We start from the raw sequence: 16,372 nt of genomic DNA, 5'->3' as shown, positions 1-16,372 counted from the left end.
GAGATTTACTTGATTAAAAATGGAAGATAAAATAGTGTTGCTAGCAGAAGATATAGAAACCATATTTTCCAACCATTTTTAGCTAAAAAAGCAATTAAAAGTAACGTGGCCCACAATATGTTACCTGTAATGCCTGCTGTAACAATGACATTCTTCTTCTCAAAGAGATAAGTCAAAAACAAATGAAAGCTAATCATCACTAAGTATCCACCAATAAATCCGGCGGAAATTTTTAGAAACCGTTGGAACGGACTACTTAAATATTTTTTATTTGCTGGCATGGCTTTATTGTGATGATATATAGGTAAAGGTTAGTTCAAGAATAAGGCAAAAAATAATTAGAAAAAGCACATGTTTATACTTAATGTATTGATAAGGAAAAAGCAAGACTACTAAACTGAGTAGTCCCATACAATAAATTATCCAGGCAAAAATACCCGCCCCAATACCTTGTAGACAAACAATGAATAGTAGACTAAAAATCGTTAGTATTGTGCATATAATTTGAGCTCTCCTCCTATTGGATACTATTTTTTCGAGCCACGCTGTACGCCTAGGAAACTTTACCTTTTTACTCGTATTAAACCAAATAAAAGCGGCAACTAAGATCATTCCTAAAATAATGCTATACATAATTGATAGAGAATAATATTGCCCATCTATAAATTTTAGTCCTTACAGATAGGCAATAAATGGTTGATAATTAGCTTAATTTAAATGTTCTATTGCGGTTAATGTACCACCTTCAATTTTTAGACCTTGTGTTGCTGTTGCTGAATTTACATCCACTTTATATACATAACCTATTCCAGAAGTTAAGTTCACACCGACATAGCCAAATCGGCCAGCTCTATCTGAATAATTATTACCTGTAATTCCCTTAACATCTGTAGTCTTTGGTAATCCGGTAACTGCTTTCCAAGTTTTTGCAGATACATCAAGAACACCAATAATATTTCCTATATTGTATGCACCTTTAGCTTCTTTAGTATTTGAAAAAGTAATGAACTTGTTATTCCCAACATATAACCAGTTAGTAATATTTAATCCGCCGGATAGCTCTTCGAAATTGATATAAAATGATTTGTCAAATTCTGTACTTCCTGAATTAATTCTCGTTACTGCCGAAGGTTTTGTACTGTTCATAGTAGCATTTGTTCCCATAGATGTTGCTACAGATGCAGAGAACGCATATATATCTCCATTTTCTACAAGTTCCAAACCATCCGTAAAATACCTTCCAATAAAGCTTGTTCTATCATCTTTAATAATCTTCTCAAGCTTCATGCTTGGATAGGAATAAACTGCTACCCAAGCCTGATTAGGATAATCAGTTCCAAAGGTCGCTGAACAACATCCCTTTACAGAAAAATAAGGAGCGTAGACCTTTGAACCTACTTGCTTAATCCAACTGAAGAAAGCAAGTTCACCATTGTTATTTAACTCCGCTGTATTGATATTCCCTTGGCTGGAAATGTTGAGCGTGTTTGTATTAAACTGATACCAGTTCGTTACTGGATTAGTAATACTTCTTGAAATCTTCATCATCAAGATATCATCATTTACTGGAGCAAATGCTTGTACTGTTTCCGTGACCGAGTTTGCTAGCTTGGTCAGATTACCATCCAGGATATTGTAAACCGTAACAGCTCCAGGATTCCCTTGTCCATAAAGCATACTAAAAAACTTGTTGTTATGCGTAACATAGTATCTATAGGTTCCGTCTTGCTCAACTCCTCTGCCTGCAGTGGATACCTTGCCGGTATCTAAACTACTTGTTGTAAGTAGATAATCTGCAACACCAGTTTCTGCAACAGGTGTCACAGCAACAATAAAATTACCCTTCGCCGCAGGTTCTGTTTTATCCTTTGTACAAGCAACAATGGTACTTAGTGTAAAGGCCGTGAATAATAAATTTTTAATTTTCATGTGGAATTATTTTTTAATTAGATTGTTATTTTTTATTGATAAAGTATCGTAGATTCAGATAGAATGCTCGTCCTGGTTTTTGCATACTAAAATTGTCATATAATCGCTCGTTCGTAATATTTCTTGCTTCAAGCCCTATATTATATCGGCCTTTTTTAAAGCTGTAAACAATATTAAAATCATGACTCAACTGTTGAGGAATCGTATTTTTGGTCTCTCCTCGACTAGGCCAATACAGATAAAAATCATGAATATATTGTAGGTTGTATCCGGTTTTAAGCATATCTCCAGAACCAGAAAAAACTGGCAAATGAACGTTTAGATCTAGGTTCCCAAATAAGTAAGGTATATTAGGCATTTGATCTTTATAAACTGGGCTCACCTCAGTATACCCATTCTCATATTTCTGCATATTCTGCAAATATTGATAGGTCCAGCTTGTAGATGCTGACAACCATTTTTTATGGAAATATTGCAACTCAAAATCTGCACCTAATGTTCGTACTCCTTCACGGTTATCAGCCATGTACTTACTCTGATTCTGATTTAATCGCTGGTAAATAAAATTCTTGGAATTTCTATATAACACCCCGGCAGTGATCCCAAAATGATCGTCCCTATCTATATCAAATTGATACATAATACCAAAGTTGATATTATTGCTGCTCTCAGGTTTTAGATTTGTATTCGCGTCTTGGTTTTCCACGTCCCCAAACAATTCATATGGCGTCGCCATTCTGTTGGTCAACTCATAACTTGCCTTCAATTGTAAGTTGGTATCTAAGAAATAGGATAACGCAGTTCCGTAACCGAACCGACTTGAATTGACAGAACTTGAATTACCATTCTTATTATTTTGAGATAAAAATTTTCCAAAAATATTGGCACTCCAACGTCCCTCTTCATTTATTTGATAGCCAAAACCTAATACATTCTTTTGTGATAGCTTGGCATATTCATATTCATTGTTTTGAGGATTTAATTCATCGGAACCACTTCTATGGAATGTGTTGAATACATTATTGATCGTGAAAACATGCTTATCACCTAAATTATAATTTGCGTTTGCCGTGATAATACCATCCCTATTCTTGTATTTATACAGTGTCCTTGAACGCTCTCCTGATGTGGATGGAAGGTCTGCATATGTGTCCCCAAACCAATCAAATCGCTTTGCAACTGTGTCTATAGTTTGTTCCGTTCCCAGGTTTATATTCGCATTCAACATAACATCTAATCCCTTGATAAGGTTATTCTTGCTATATCTCAAACTCGGCATTACAATATTTCCTTTTCGATGCCAGGCTCCAAATACCGACTCCATCCTGGCGCCAGTTTGTATATCTTTATAGTTATGACCAAGGGTAATCCCAAATACCAACCGATCTGCAAATGATTTGTTAACCAAACCAAAATTTGCAATGATAGATTCGTTATGAAATTGATCATGAAATCGCTCTACCTCAGTATCATTTGCGTAGTTGTCTCTCCTGTTATTATGCTTTTCAATGAATACTTTGTAATTGTTGTCAGAATAATTCTGAAAGGCATTTAATTCAAAGGTTAACCCACTCTTATTCGTTACTGCTGTATTGATTGTAGTCCTATGGGTATTGAATGATCCATATGAATAAGAAGCATCAATATAATTCCTGTTAGATTTATTAGTTACTATGTTTATAGCACCTCCAAGTGCATCTGATCCTAACCAAATTGGAACTACACCTTTAAAGACTTCAATATTCTCCGCTAAATTGATTGGAATGGTGTTCATTTGAAAGGTGGATCCCATGTTATCCATTGGCACGCCATCAATAAAGAAGCGAATATGATTTCCTGAAAATCCATTTATTGCTAAATTCAGATTTGACCCTAGTCCTCCTTGTTCTCGGACACGTACACCAGGCACTTGATCTAAAGCATCAGAAATATTTATTGTACTGTTATAATACTTTTTAGCATCAATGGATGTCACGTTAAAGGCCATGCGATTGGTAATCTGAGGCTTGGTTAAACCAATCACTGATACTTCTTCAATTTTTTGGTCTTTTTCAAAAAGTAAAATATCAAGATGATTATTTCCCTCTTTAATCTCAATCTTCCTCTTAAAGATATCATACCCAATCGCCTTAGCTATAATCTCAAAAGAGCTATTTTTGATTTTTTCAATTTTAAAATTGCCGTAACTATCGGTTAGGACCGTATGCCTCGCTAATCGAATAGTAACTCCTTCAATGGTTCGATTATGATTATCCCTAACGGTCCCGGTTAGGCTGAAGTTACTCTGTGAGTGGACCATATTGCTTAAGAGCAAAAATAAGAGTAAGATAAGCTCTCTGCGAAATCGATTAAGCACTTGTATATTAAGATTAATATCAGTGATTAACAGCGACGTTAAACCAAATAAATTCATTTGTTAAGTTTTTAGAGATTCGTGCTGTTTGTGTTAGTTAACAAAAATAAATGAAGTGTTTGACCTCCAATTCTTATGGACGGATTTGCTACACCTGTTTTTCTTTGTATTCTCCGTTTCGGCAACCTCGTACTTTCCGGCTTTTAGAGATTTAAAGCAGATCTTTCCTTTGCCATTTTCTTTGAACTTTTTAATCCATCCACTCGGAAATACCACATCTCCTTTAGCATCTAAAAATGGTCCATCTTTGGGTTTAGTGTCTTGGAAAACATCCTTTATATAGTGATACTTTGGTTCAATATCTAAAGTCGACGATAGCTCGGTGAGAGTTTCTGACTTTCTCCTTTCTTGAATTATTAAATTTACAGTAGATTCAGAAGCTGATGTTCCAAAGACCTCTTTTGCTGGATGTCCAACCTCAAGGATATAAACAGCTTCTTCCGTTGGAGAAATAGTTGCGCTAAAATAATCTGGATGTTCAGTTGCTTGGATTGCTGTTGTTTGCTGGCTAGGTGAAATTAGATATAATTTAAATTCGTGAACGTCTGAATGCCAATTCTCGATTGGGTCAATAAAATTATGAATGAATTCACCGAAATAAACTCTAACATTTTGGGTTTTATTCTTCTCGCCAAAAGGTGTTGTTTCAATCCACAGGGAGTGGGCACTAACCATTTTAAATCCGAAAATGGCAAAAAAAATAATTAATAATTTTATGGTTTTCATGTTTTTATAAGAATTTGTCGTTCTGTAATTTTTTAAAAAAATGCTTTGGCATTCTTTTACGTTTAATTGTTAATTATCTGTTCTCTATTCTTCATTGAGATTATCAATAATCGATCTGAAGAATATGAAAGGACAGCATACGACAAATTATCAAACAGCTATAGATTTGTTTGAATTTTCCTATATTGCATGTCCTTCCATAATTGCATGTTGAAGGTCCCATACGAATGAGTATGGATTCCTAAACTAGTTACCGCTGGTTTAAGAAGGCGTCATACGAAGATTACCGTCTTACGTATGGCGCTCTTTTGTTTAAATAGGAATTGGATCAATCTTATTTTACATTCAAATTACCTAATAAATGAAACAATTGTTTTTATTTAGACCAATTATAAACAGTTGCAAATATAAAGTATTATTTCAGCAAAATTCAAATATTTTTTACGATTTATTAAAATCTAACGAGAGCCGTAATCCGTTAAAACTATAGAATTTTGGGAGTTAGAATAGATGAATAGATATAAGACTAATTAATCCTAAAGCCTTATGGCATAATTTTATTAAAACAATACACATTAGGTTTAAATGAAGAACTATGCGGCAAATTCCATTCAGTTTATCAATAATCTCAAACTTTGACAAGATGAAAGTAGAGGATTGAAATCAAAGATTATTTTAAGTTTTGCATATATTACCTACTTAAGTTGTCCAGTTTTTGTTTAATCTTATCAACTAACGGGAATATAATTAAAATAGATAGGACTTTTTACTAAAGATATTATGTTGTATTTTTTCTATATTTAAATCTTCAAAGCTTTCTGATTATTTCAGTTTAGGTCCAATATCAATCCAGTTATTGGACCTTTATTGTTGTTTTTCTTTAACCTTAAAATATATGTGCATTAATAACCAATTATTTCAATTGAAAAACAAAAGAAGTTAGCCTTTTTAGATTCACCTGAAATATCAAGAATTAATCAAAACATTACAAAAATACGCAATATAAACACTGAAAGTTCCTATTACTATTATTACCATCCATGATCATTTATTTTCTTGAATTTTTCCATCTTAGCTCCACATCAATCATGTAATTAAATCTAGTTTTTTACCAACCTTCAGGGGCCAATAGTTATTTTCATATGGAATAAACACGTGACAATATTTTTGCTAATGGAAGGAAGCACCTTCATTGGGAACCATTACCTAATTAGTAATTAACGGTTAAAAAAAACATCATGATGGTCGGAAAAATTCTGACCATTTTTTTGTTCGAATTTGACCTTTCCCTTCGACTTTCCTTTTACCCATGTTCGACCCATATTCGGAAATTTCAAAATATGTCTCGAATAAGACCAAAAGAAGGTCCGAAAGAATTGATAAAATTTTGTCCAAATATTAGATAGTTCATTCCATAAATTTCCGGCATTTTGCCATTCGCCCCAATATTTTCCCTCATCTTGTTAGTTCTTTTTTGTCTGAGTTTTGCTTTTATGACAACCCTAAAAAACACTATTACCTTAATCGCCCCATTTAACGGAACAATATTATTAACAGGAACAAAAAAATATACTCAAATAAATCAATAAACACTTCGCTAATTATTCCTTTAACTGTAGTAAATTAACTAATATTGCGAAAAATTATCTCTACATGAATAAAAAAAATACTTTTTATATCATTGCTTACCTTGTGCACAATGAATGCTTCTGCGCAGCACCGAAAATTAGCCTTCTTTGAGCTGGGAGGTTCCAGCAGATTTGGATCGGCTAACTACGACATGAGATTTTCAAGGAATGTCAATGATGGATGGGGAGCTAGGCTTGGTTTTGGTGGAACTTTTGGCGCATTTGACACCGACAGAATCTATACGGCACCTATAGGCATTAACTATATCTATGGAGAGGGCAATAATGGTCTACTGATTGGTGCAAATTCTGTTTTTGCATTTAATGGAGAAGGTGAAAAGAAACCCAGTGACTTCAAATCTGTTATTTTTTCGGCTGATATAGGTTACAGATATTCTCCCAAGGATAATGGATTGAGCTTTCAGGCGACCTATACGCCTTTATTCAATACCATTGATGGAAATATGCCTTTCTGGATCGGAGCTGGAATTGGATATTCCTGGAAATAAGGGAGTGAAGATTTACAATTTTTCAATCGAAGATTAACTCCATTTTCTTGGCTCGACGAAGGAAGGTTCTAGGGATAAATGCACAGCTTTAACATCAAAAACAATATTATGAGAATTGGCGAGTTATTTTAAAGATTCTACCTCGCCTTTTTGTCATGTTGAGGAACGAAACATCTCAGGGCTATACCTACTTATTACCTAATCAGGAAAAAAAGCATTGGCGAACGGTTCCTGCACCTGAAGTGCAGGACGACAGGGTCGTAGGTCAAAATTAATAAGTTAACGTTTTTTTTGTGTCATGCTGAGGAACGAAACATCTCAGGGCTATACCTACTTATTACCTAATCAGGAAAAAAAGCATTGGCGAACGGTTCCTGCACCCGCGGTGCAGGACGACAGGGTCGTAGGTCAAAACTAATAAGTTAACGTTTTTTTTGTGTCATGCTGAGGAACGAAGCATCTCGGAACGATGCAGATCTTCATTCTACAACAGCCCTTATGGAATTGGCGAACAGTCCTTCAATCGAAGATTGAAGTAGACAAAGCCATTATGGGGAGAACCGTAAAGATTCTTCATTGATTGTACAGAATCAAAATCCGCTAAAGAGGGATTCAGAGTGAAACGAAGAATCTATTTCTTGTTTTTTAGGATTTTTGTCATCTTGAGCAAAGCGAAAGAACTGTTTTCTGTCTTCAAAAAGATTTATTGAAAAATATTTCACCCACGCTGTGGGTTGGCCACCGCACACATCCAATTTCTACAAATATTCCATCCCCGCTAGGAGTTCCCTATTTATACAAACAATCATCCTTCCGCAGGAAGTCCTTTATCAAACATCTCATTTCTTTGGCGGAAAAGTGGAAAGAATGCCGGAGGCTTGCAATCTTCATTCGTAACAATTCTATTCACTTAACAATTTCATAATCAATTCTCTCGAAATTTTCTCTCCCAATGGGGTAAATTAGGTAAACCTAAACAAACCCAACATCTCATGGATAACCGCAGAGAATTTTTAAGGAAAGTAATTATGCTTTCAGGGGCGACAGGAATGGTGAATGTAATTCCTTCCGCTATTCAAAAAGCAATGGCCATCGATCCCGATCTTGGGAGTACCTTTCTAGATGCTGAGCACATTGTGATATTAATGCAGGAAAACCGCTCTTTCGACCATGCCTTCGGCTCTCTTTCTGGGGTCAGAGGTTTCAATGATCCGAGAGCAATGCTACTTCCAAACAAAAATCCTGTTTGGTTCCAAACAGATCTCGCAGGTAAAACCTATGCTCCTTTTCGCTTGAATATCAAAGAAAGTAAAAGTACATGGATCGGTGATCTACCACATTCTAGAGCAAGTCAGGTCGATGCCTATAATCTTGGGAAATATGACAAGTGGTTGCTCTCAAAACGCTCCAGCAACAAGAGATATGCAGATATGCCTTTGACTTTAGGCCATTACAATCGTGAGGACCTCTCCTTCAATTATGCCATGGCAGATGCCTTCACCATTTGTGACCAAAACTTCTGTTCGGCCATGACCAGTACAACCCCTAACCGTTCTTTTTTCTGGACTGGAAAAATCATGAGTACCCAAGACGGATTGCCAAAAGCAAACATCCGGAATGAGGACTATTCCTATGGACAGGAGACCTGGAAAACATTCCCTGAATTACTTGAGGACAATGGCATTTCTTGGGGATTTTATCAGAATGAATTGAGCAGTGTGGGTGGGTTTAAAGGAGAAGAGCGTTCTTGGCTTAGTAATTTCGGATGTAACCTGCTTGAATTTTTTGAAGCTTATCAGGTAAAATTCAATGATCGCTATGTAGCAGGCCTAAAAAACAGGATAGAAACCCTACCAGGTGAAATCAATAAACTTCAAGAAGAAAGTCCATCTTCGCAAGAACGGGCAAAGAAAGTCCAAGCCAGCATCCGAGATAAGCAAAAAGCATTGGATGATGCCATAGCAGTTTTGCTGTTAAAGCTGGCGATGAAATCCAATATGAGTGGCCTATCTCATCTTTTGATTCCGGAAAATACCGCTTACATCTACACGGTCCAAATGGATTCTTTAGGGAATTCGCCGGTACGGCACAAGATCCGAAAATTCAGGTCCAAGTTTCAGGAGAATTGAAACGAATGACGAAAGCAGCTACTGAAAATATTAGCCTAAGGATAAAAAACAAGGGTTCTTCAACTTTACAGATCAGTGTGAAAGATATAAGCTATAAAAAAGGCGTCCTATTTGAAAAGAGTATTCCAGCGAACGCAGAGGAGAATTTGAGCATCGATTTGACTGGAAGTTCAGGTTGGTATGATTTCATTTTAACTACACAAGGAAATAAAGATTTTTATCAAAGATTTGCTGGAAGAGTGGAAACCGGCAAAGAGAGCATAACAGATCCGTTGATCAATCGGGTATGATAAATTAGAAAAGGCTTTTCTGGTATGGAAAAGCCTTTCTTAATCTCCATCTATTTCATCATGGATTCTATCATCAAGGTCAACATCTGTTCATTTTCAGCATCAACTGTAAAATCTGAATAGACGATCCTCCCCTGCTGATCAATGATAAAGTTAGTAGGTGCAGCGACTATTTGATAATCTTTTTTTATTTCTTTACTTGCTCCCAAAGGGGTAAAACTAAAACCTGTATTGTCTAAAAAGGATTTGATGAGCTTATCTTGTTCCCTATAGATATTGATTCCTAAGTATTGGAACTTATCGCGATCGAAGCCCTTAATTGCATTTTCAAAGTGCGGCATCTCTCCTCTGCAGGGTCCACAAGCAGGATACCAAAAAGTCAGTAAAGTTACTTTCCCCTTTAGATCTTCCAAGGTAACTTTCTTTTCGGAATCGAATGAATCAAGAGAAAAAGGCTTGGCATTCTCTGCCTGCTTCATGACATGTTGATAAACATCAGTATCCACTACCTGATTGCTCTTATTCAATTTTGCGCCATATCTATAAATGGCTTCCTGACTGGCTAATGAAGGTTTATGCGCCTGAAGAATAATTAAACTATCATATGCTGCTTGGGTCTCTTTGTTCGCGTCTAACGCCAAAGCCTTCTTCAGCATCAGTAAGCTCCCTAAATCATTACCATTCAAAGTTCTATATTGAATATTGATGATCTGTTCTTTTGCTTCTGCAAATTGGCCAGCTTTCATTCTAGCATCAGATTCTTTGAGGCTTTGCGCTAATGAGAGTTTTTCACCTAATCCTAAATCAGCTTCTCCCTTATCCTTATAATTTGTTGCTAGTTCAATGGCCTTATCGTACTGTTCGGTCTTTATATAAGAATCAACCAGTCGCACCACTGCTACCAAAAAAACCAGACTTTCATTATCCGGAAACAATTTCAACATACGTTCACCGGACTGGATCTTATCTGCATCATTTTTTAATACTATTCCCGCAATATTAAATATGGTAATGGCTTGTTCAGAATTAGGGTATTTATCGATAAATTCATTGGCCTTTACCTTAAACTCATCTGCATCATCAGAAAACAGGAACACATATCTGGCTTTTAGATCAAGGCTTTCTGGATTAGCTTGGACAGCTTCTTGAATATACCTGATTTCATCTTCTTTGTTTCCTTTGAAGGCTGCATCGCTTGCCAGATTTTCCCAGTTCTCTACATTTTTTGGATCGATTTCTGCCGCTTTTAACAAGTATTGCTTTCTTTTGGGATTGAAATCACCTAATTTATTGGCAATTGCTATCGGAAAGGTTGCTGAATTTGGGAATTTAGCTATTAATTTGATGTACTCAATTTCTGCCTGTTCAGGCTTAGCAAATCCCGCAAGATACTCTTCATGCAGCTCCATACTATCTGGATGAGCAAGTACCGCAGCCCGAAGGTCAGCCATTTCCTTGGCAGAATATAAATACTCTTCTCTTGTCTGGGCATTTAGCATTACCAAACATGCCATGAAAATAATAAGTAGGCAAGTGCTTTGAATAAGTTTGATTTTCATAATAAATCCGATTTCTAGTATTTATTCTGTTCAATTTTTCCATTACTAGCTTCTATATCCGAAACCGGAATTGGAGCTGCCCAACGTCTTGAGTCCTTGGATAACGTATAATCCTGTTTAGGCTGATCATTATTGACAACTGAGTTATTATACGGATAGAAGGATTTTTTCATAATGATATCATCTGAGGAAATCTCATTATGATTATATCGACGGACATCAATCCATCTTTGGGAAAAAGGCATTTCACGTCTTCTTTCATCAGAAACCTTTTTAATGGCATCTTCCTTATTTGAAGCTGTTAAATTGACCCAAGGTCCCGCAAGCATTCTTTTAGAACGTAAAGTATTTAATGTTTCCATGGCAGCAGCTGCATTTCCTAAATGGGCTTGGGCTTCCGATTTTGTTAAGAGCATCTCCGCAACAGTTGGTCCTGAGGGAATTCGATCTTTATAAAAAAATACATAGCCAGGATAATCATAGGATGGCTTTAACATCCCTCTATCATAAGAGTAACCTTTAACGATATTGTATTTATAGCGTAGATCATTTTTTTGGTCATATAAAGCCAATAATTCGGGACTAGGTACATACCAATAACTGGGATTGGAAAGCATCCTAAAATATAGGAACTCCTTCCATCCGATCATATCGGTATATTCTACTTGATTATTATGGGTATAGGGATATTGAATCGTAAAAGATTTCTGATTTGCTGTACCTGCATCCAGTGTTACAGTTTTAGGAATTCCAAAACGCATTTGGGAATTATAATCGACAAGGATACTATAACCCGATAGAGCATCATTAGCATATTGTAGAGATTTGGCATAATCATTCCTGTTCAACCAATACCTTGCTGCAAATGCATTTACTGCAGTCTTATTGGCTCGCCAATGTACTGCTCTCCCACTTTGGACCAATGGCGTATTGATCTTTAAGGCCTCAGCAAGATCACTTTCAATCTGCGCATAGGTATTTGCCAAAGATTGACGTTCGCTATTTTCCTCAAAACTGATAGTCAATTTTATGGGCAAGCCGAGCTCATTTGCATTGGCCTCGGTATAAGGTAAACAATAGGTATTTGCCAATTGCCATAAGCTATAAGCCCTAATAAAGTGAGCTTCAGCTTTTATGTTGTTTTTCTGTTCAGTAGTTCCACCCGAAACTTGGTCCAGATAGGTCAAAACAGTATTAGCATAAAAAATCTTTTTATACTCAGCTGTCCAGAAATCATCACCAGTGTTTGTTGGCAAAAAGTTGCTATCCCAAAGACCGTATTTAACTGCTGTGATGGATATAACCGAAGGATCGGCATCATAAATGGCCGTACTAAGAAAATAATCATCAGAACTAAAGACCGCAGTCATGTTTAAATCTTGGGCAAATACCTCGCTATAGTTATTTAACAACTGGTTCAACTGATCAAAGGTCTTGATTTCCAATTCCGAGGTTTTGCTTGGAGGTTCATTTAAGAAATCATCAATTTTACTACATGAAGCTAATAACAGGGAAGATATGATCGATATCGTAAATATTCTTTTTTTCATTTTCTAAGTTTTAAAAGTCAAACTTCAACCCGAAGGTATAGCTAGGCATCAAACGCATTCCGCCCATTGGGAATTCTGGGTCTTCTCCAGCCTTGTTGGAATAGATGCTGAATAGATTGTTCCCCTGTGCATACAACAGTACGTTGTTGATCCCAATTCTTTTGGTCAAGGTTTCTGGAAAATGATATCCTAAATAGATTTCTTGAAGTCGCACATGCGATGCTGATTGGATCAGATAATCCATTGAACTGGTCACATAGCTCCAGATATAATATTCCGAATCATCTTTATTCAACGGCAAAGGGACCATCTTGCTTGGATCTGCAGTATTCACTTCCGATAATTTTGAATTCGGAAGCACTCTAGAAACCCAGTTTGGCGGATAATTGAATCCTAGCGTTTGAAATACATGCCCAAATTTACCAGTGAAAATAAAGGAGAAATCAAAGTTCTTATACTTGAAGGAGTTCATAAAGCCAAGGGTATATGGTGCAACCATGGTACCCATATTTCTCAAATAGGTTAATGGATTGCCTTCAGGAAAAGAAGATAATGGGAAGGGTTCACCATCAGGGCCAATTCGGGTCGGTTGATTATCGACGACACCAGAATATTGCCATCGCCATGCCGTATTGGCATCATAGCCTTTTACATAAGCAGCAGAACCGCCCAAAGGCATTTGGAATGCATTGTAATTCACAACAAATAAATCCGTGATCTCATTTTTATTATAAGCGAAATTTAAGTTTCCAGTCCACTGTACTTGGTCGCCAAAATTCTGCGAAGTACCAAGATCTATTTCAATACCTTTATTGACCATTGCCGCATTGTTCAGTTTCTGGATAAACGTACCATGGATAGAAGGAATGGACAATTCGGCCAAAAGGTCTTTACCAGATTTTTTATAGAGGTCTACCTTACCAAATAGTTTGTGTTCAAAAAATGAAAAGTCTATTCCGAAATCCCAATTACTGGTCTGCTCCCATCTAAGGGTTGGATTACCGTAACTTGCAAATCCAGCAATCAGTGCATTGATATATAGATCGGGAGACTGGCTTGGTGTAATCAAGGGCCTGAATGTGGTAGATGGATCATAATTGCCTAACTTTCCATAGGTCAATCGGGTTGTTAACCGGTCTATCCAATCCACATTTTCCATGAACCCTTCTTTATAGAGATGCCACATTCCCCCAACGGAAAAGAATGGGGCATAACGATATTTAGGATCATCAGTAATTAAATTGGATGCATCAAAACGGTAACTTCCGGAAAGGATATATTTCTGTTTATAAGTGTATGCAGCATTCCCGTAAGCAGAGAATAGGCGCTGTGTCGTGTATCCAAAAACATTAAGGTATGGAAACGTAATTTCCTGTCCCAAATAATCTAGGATAGGATTAGATGGTCCTCCAGGGCCATTTGGAAAAGTCCCTACAGACATGGTTTCTTCATTATACCCATAGGCAGGTGGATTTTCAACAGACTCCGCTGTTAAGCTTTGGAATTCCATACCCGCTAAGGCATCAAGCTCATGATCGGGACCAAAATCGCGGTTATACCTTAATTGCCCTCTTACATTATATAAATCTGTACGTACTCGTTTTTGCTTTAAAATGCCACCTTTTGGAAGGTTCATTATAAAGAGGTTGGGTTCCACGGATGGATCCCAAGTCGTCGATTCGTTTACAGACTTTCTGACTTCAAAACTGTTTTCATTGAACAGATTTCGGGTATTGGCTGTTCCATATTCATATTGACCTCTTAATTCTGCAGATAAGCCTTTTAACAATTTAAAATTCATGGCCCCTTGAAATCTAGCCTGTGTATTTTCTATACTGAGGTTTCTGTTTGCAATTTCTAATATCGGGTTATAGGTCCAGTCAGCATAAGGAAATGAAGCAGTAGGAACTTCTCGATCTAGAATAGGTGCATAATATTTATGGACATTTGTATAGGAGCCATCAGGATTGATCAACATATCATAAGGTGACCAGCTATTCAGATCTTCCAAGGTAACTCCACTGTTATGGTCTTTATTGAACAGATAATTCGCTCCCAAGGTTAAATCCCACCATTTTGTAATGCTGGTAATATTCCTAAAGTTGATCAAATATTTTTTACCATTGGTTTCTTTAAAGTTTGACTGGTTACTTTCATGCATCAGGGATAGATAATTGGTCATCCTTTCAGAGCCACCGGAAATGGAGAAATTGTATTGGGTAGCCGCTGGATTGTCAAGCAAATGATCAGTGATCTGCTTCTTATTGTCCAAAGTTTTCAATTGAGCCAATTGTGCATCACGCTCAGCCGTTGTTATAAACCCATAATTAGCTTCATTCATCAATATGGATGCTGTTCCCCAATCATAGCCTACATCATAAAAAGAAAATGGATCAGGTAGGGCACGCCAATTTTCATAGGCTTTCATTTCATAATCTACCGTTTCAGAAGAGGAAGCCAGTGGACGAACATAGCTTAAATCCAGTTTGGGTGAGATTTTAGTGAATACATTTAATTCCACCTTTAATGGAGCATTTTTATTGGCACTTTTAGTCGTGACAACAATAACCCCATTTGCAGAACGAGCTCCCCAAACTGAGCCTGCTGCGGCATCCTTCAAAACAGTAACGGATTCAACATCATTGGGATTGATGGAGGAGAAATCACCTTGGATAGGAAAACCATCCACAACAACCAATGGGGATGCATTGGCCATCAAGCTGGATTGGCCACGGATCTCGAGTTTAGGATTTCCTTTATCATCTACAGACCTAGCTTGCATTCCAGGTACTGTCCCGATCAACCGTTGCGAAATATTGGTAGAAGGTTTCTCCAATTGAGCCTTGGATACGGTACCATATGAGCCTGTGGACCTTTCTTTAGAAATAGTTTGAAAACCAGTATTGACAACCGTCACCTCACCGATGCTTTCAGGCTTGGGAGTCAGTAGCACAGAATAGAATGATTTCCCATCCAATTGAAGCTGCCTTTTTTCATATCCCAAATACGATATTTCCAAAATATCTGTCGCTTGCGCATCATCGATGGTAAAACTACCCTGCGCATCCGTAGAATAGTTTTTCTGTGTACGAAGATTAATGATGGTTGCCCCAATCAGCTTTTCTCCTTTTTCATTTAAAACCTGACCAGTAATGGTCCCTTGCTCTTGGCTTTCACTGACCTGTGGAGCTCTTGAAGGATTGACTTGGCTTACTGGCTTTAATGAAATTGAAATGGATTTTCCACTTCTCTTAAATTGCAGAGGCTTATTCTCAAGTAACTCAGGCATTACCTCTGAAAAATCCTTGTTCGAAACTTTTAGGTTAATTTTCCAATCCGGATTTATTACGCCATCCTCAAACACAAAGATATAGCCAGTCTGTTTGGTAAGTTCTAAAAATGCTTTCTTGAAGGTGGCATTTTTGAGGTCCAAATTGACTTTCTGTGCATTAGATTTCGCCATGACCCCTAGCATGGAAAATAAAAATAGAAAAATGGTCAGTTTCATTTTTAATAAAAAAACATGTTTTTTATTGCTCATCGGTACATCATAATGAACAATACATTCCATAAATCAAGACGGACTTAAATTGTAAAATCCAGTCTAATGATTAAGTTTGTACTGTCTGTTTAAAAAAT

The 16,372-nt window shown here is 36.8% G+C and carries 9 protein-coding genes and 1 pseudogene; 3 read left to right on the top strand and 7 right to left on the bottom strand.

All coding sequences use genetic code 11. From position 1 onward, the window contains the following. Positions 1-5 precede the first annotated feature (5 nt). The 4 genes from NMK93_RS07665 to NMK93_RS07650 all read right to left on the bottom strand — a co-directional run bounded on the left by NMK93_RS07665 (position 6) and on the right by NMK93_RS07650 (position 5,068). A complete protein-coding gene (locus NMK93_RS07665; protein ID WP_254534398.1) occupies positions 6-281 on the bottom strand; it encodes a hypothetical protein in 276 nt (91 codons plus the stop codon). Between the two features lie 427 nt (positions 282-708). Then, on the bottom strand, positions 709-1,929 hold the full coding sequence (locus NMK93_RS07660; RefSeq protein WP_254529235.1) for a DUF4374 domain-containing protein: 1,221 nt from the start codon (positions 1,927-1,929) through the stop codon (positions 709-711). Between the two features lie 25 nt (positions 1,930-1,954). Continuing rightward, positions 1,955-4,228 (bottom strand): TonB-dependent receptor, encoded by a 2,274-nt coding sequence (locus tag NMK93_RS07655; RefSeq protein WP_254529232.1) that lies wholly within the window; start codon positions 4,226-4,228, stop codon positions 1,955-1,957. 147 nt (positions 4,229-4,375) lie between these two features. Beyond that, positions 4,376-5,068, bottom strand: coding sequence for a hypothetical protein (locus tag NMK93_RS07650; RefSeq protein ID WP_254529229.1), 693 nt, complete (start codon positions 5,066-5,068; stop codon positions 4,376-4,378). A 1,699-nt stretch (positions 5,069-6,767) separates the two neighbouring features. Here NMK93_RS07650 and NMK93_RS07645 point away from each other — a divergent pair. The 3 genes and pseudogenes from NMK93_RS07645 to NMK93_RS07635 all read left to right on the top strand — a co-directional run bounded on the left by NMK93_RS07645 (position 6,768) and on the right by NMK93_RS07635 (position 9,624). Next, positions 6,768-7,205 carry a hypothetical protein gene (locus tag NMK93_RS07645; protein WP_254529228.1) on the top strand — a complete coding sequence of 146 codons (438 nt, stop codon included), beginning with the start codon at positions 6,768-6,770 and terminating at the stop codon, positions 7,203-7,205. Positions 7,206-8,197: 992 nt separating this feature from the next. Then, positions 8,198-8,881, top strand: a pseudogene (locus NMK93_RS07640) (alkaline phosphatase family protein); the annotation flags it as partial. Positions 8,882-9,339: 458 nt separating this feature from the next. Then, positions 9,340-9,624 carry a phospholipase domain-containing protein gene (locus NMK93_RS07635; RefSeq protein WP_254529226.1) on the top strand — a complete coding sequence of 95 codons (285 nt, stop codon included), beginning with the start codon at positions 9,340-9,342 and terminating at the stop codon, positions 9,622-9,624. Between the two features lie 50 nt (positions 9,625-9,674). On the opposite strand, the gene NMK93_RS07630 is transcribed toward NMK93_RS07635, so the two are convergent. The 3 genes from NMK93_RS07630 to NMK93_RS07620 are packed head-to-tail and all read right to left on the bottom strand — an operon-like array spanning position 9,675 to position 16,241. Continuing rightward, complete coding sequence (locus NMK93_RS07630) at positions 9,675-11,183, bottom strand: redoxin domain-containing protein (protein ID WP_254529225.1); 1,509 nt, start codon at positions 11,181-11,183, stop codon at positions 9,675-9,677. Between the two features lie 14 nt (positions 11,184-11,197). Then, the gene (locus tag NMK93_RS07625; RefSeq protein ID WP_254529224.1) at positions 11,198-12,733 is read right to left on the bottom strand and encodes a RagB/SusD family nutrient uptake outer membrane protein; all 1,536 of its coding nucleotides are present in this window, start codon (positions 12,731-12,733) and stop codon (positions 11,198-11,200) included. A gap of 10 nt (positions 12,734-12,743) precedes the next feature. Continuing rightward, positions 12,744-16,241 carry a SusC/RagA family TonB-linked outer membrane protein gene (locus NMK93_RS07620; protein ID WP_254529221.1) on the bottom strand — a complete coding sequence of 1,166 codons (3,498 nt, stop codon included), beginning with the start codon at positions 16,239-16,241 and terminating at the stop codon, positions 12,744-12,746. Positions 16,242-16,372 lie beyond the last annotated feature (131 nt).

This window comes from Sphingobacterium sp. LZ7M1, from assembly GCF_024296865.1.
Lineage (GTDB): Bacteria > Bacteroidota > Bacteroidia > Sphingobacteriales > Sphingobacteriaceae > Sphingobacterium.
Note: the sequence above shows the minus strand (reverse complement) of the source record. Positions and strands in the feature narration are given on the sequence as shown.

Coding starts and splice junctions, on each gene's coding strand:
- NMK93_RS07665 (WP_254534398.1), bottom strand. CDS start 281: ATGCCAGCAAATAAAAAATATTTAAGTAGTCCGTTCCAACGGTTTCTA.
- NMK93_RS07660 (WP_254529235.1), bottom strand. CDS start 1,929: ATGAAAATTAAAAATTTATTATTCACGGCCTTTACACTAAGTACCATT.
- NMK93_RS07655 (WP_254529232.1), bottom strand. CDS start 4,228: ATGGTCCACTCACAGAGTAACTTCAGCCTAACCGGGACCGTTAGGGAT.
- NMK93_RS07650 (WP_254529229.1), bottom strand. CDS start 5,068: ATGAAAACCATAAAATTATTAATTATTTTTTTTGCCATTTTCGGATTT.
- NMK93_RS07645 (WP_254529228.1), top strand. CDS start 6,768: ATGAATGCTTCTGCGCAGCACCGAAAATTAGCCTTCTTTGAGCTGGGA.
- NMK93_RS07635 (WP_254529226.1), top strand. CDS start 9,340: ATGACGAAAGCAGCTACTGAAAATATTAGCCTAAGGATAAAAAACAAG.
- NMK93_RS07630 (WP_254529225.1), bottom strand. CDS start 11,183: ATGAAAATCAAACTTATTCAAAGCACTTGCCTACTTATTATTTTCATG.
- NMK93_RS07625 (WP_254529224.1), bottom strand. CDS start 12,733: ATGAAAAAAAGAATATTTACGATATCGATCATATCTTCCCTGTTATTA.
- NMK93_RS07620 (WP_254529221.1), bottom strand. CDS start 16,241: ATGAAACTGACCATTTTTCTATTTTTATTTTCCATGCTAGGGGTCATG.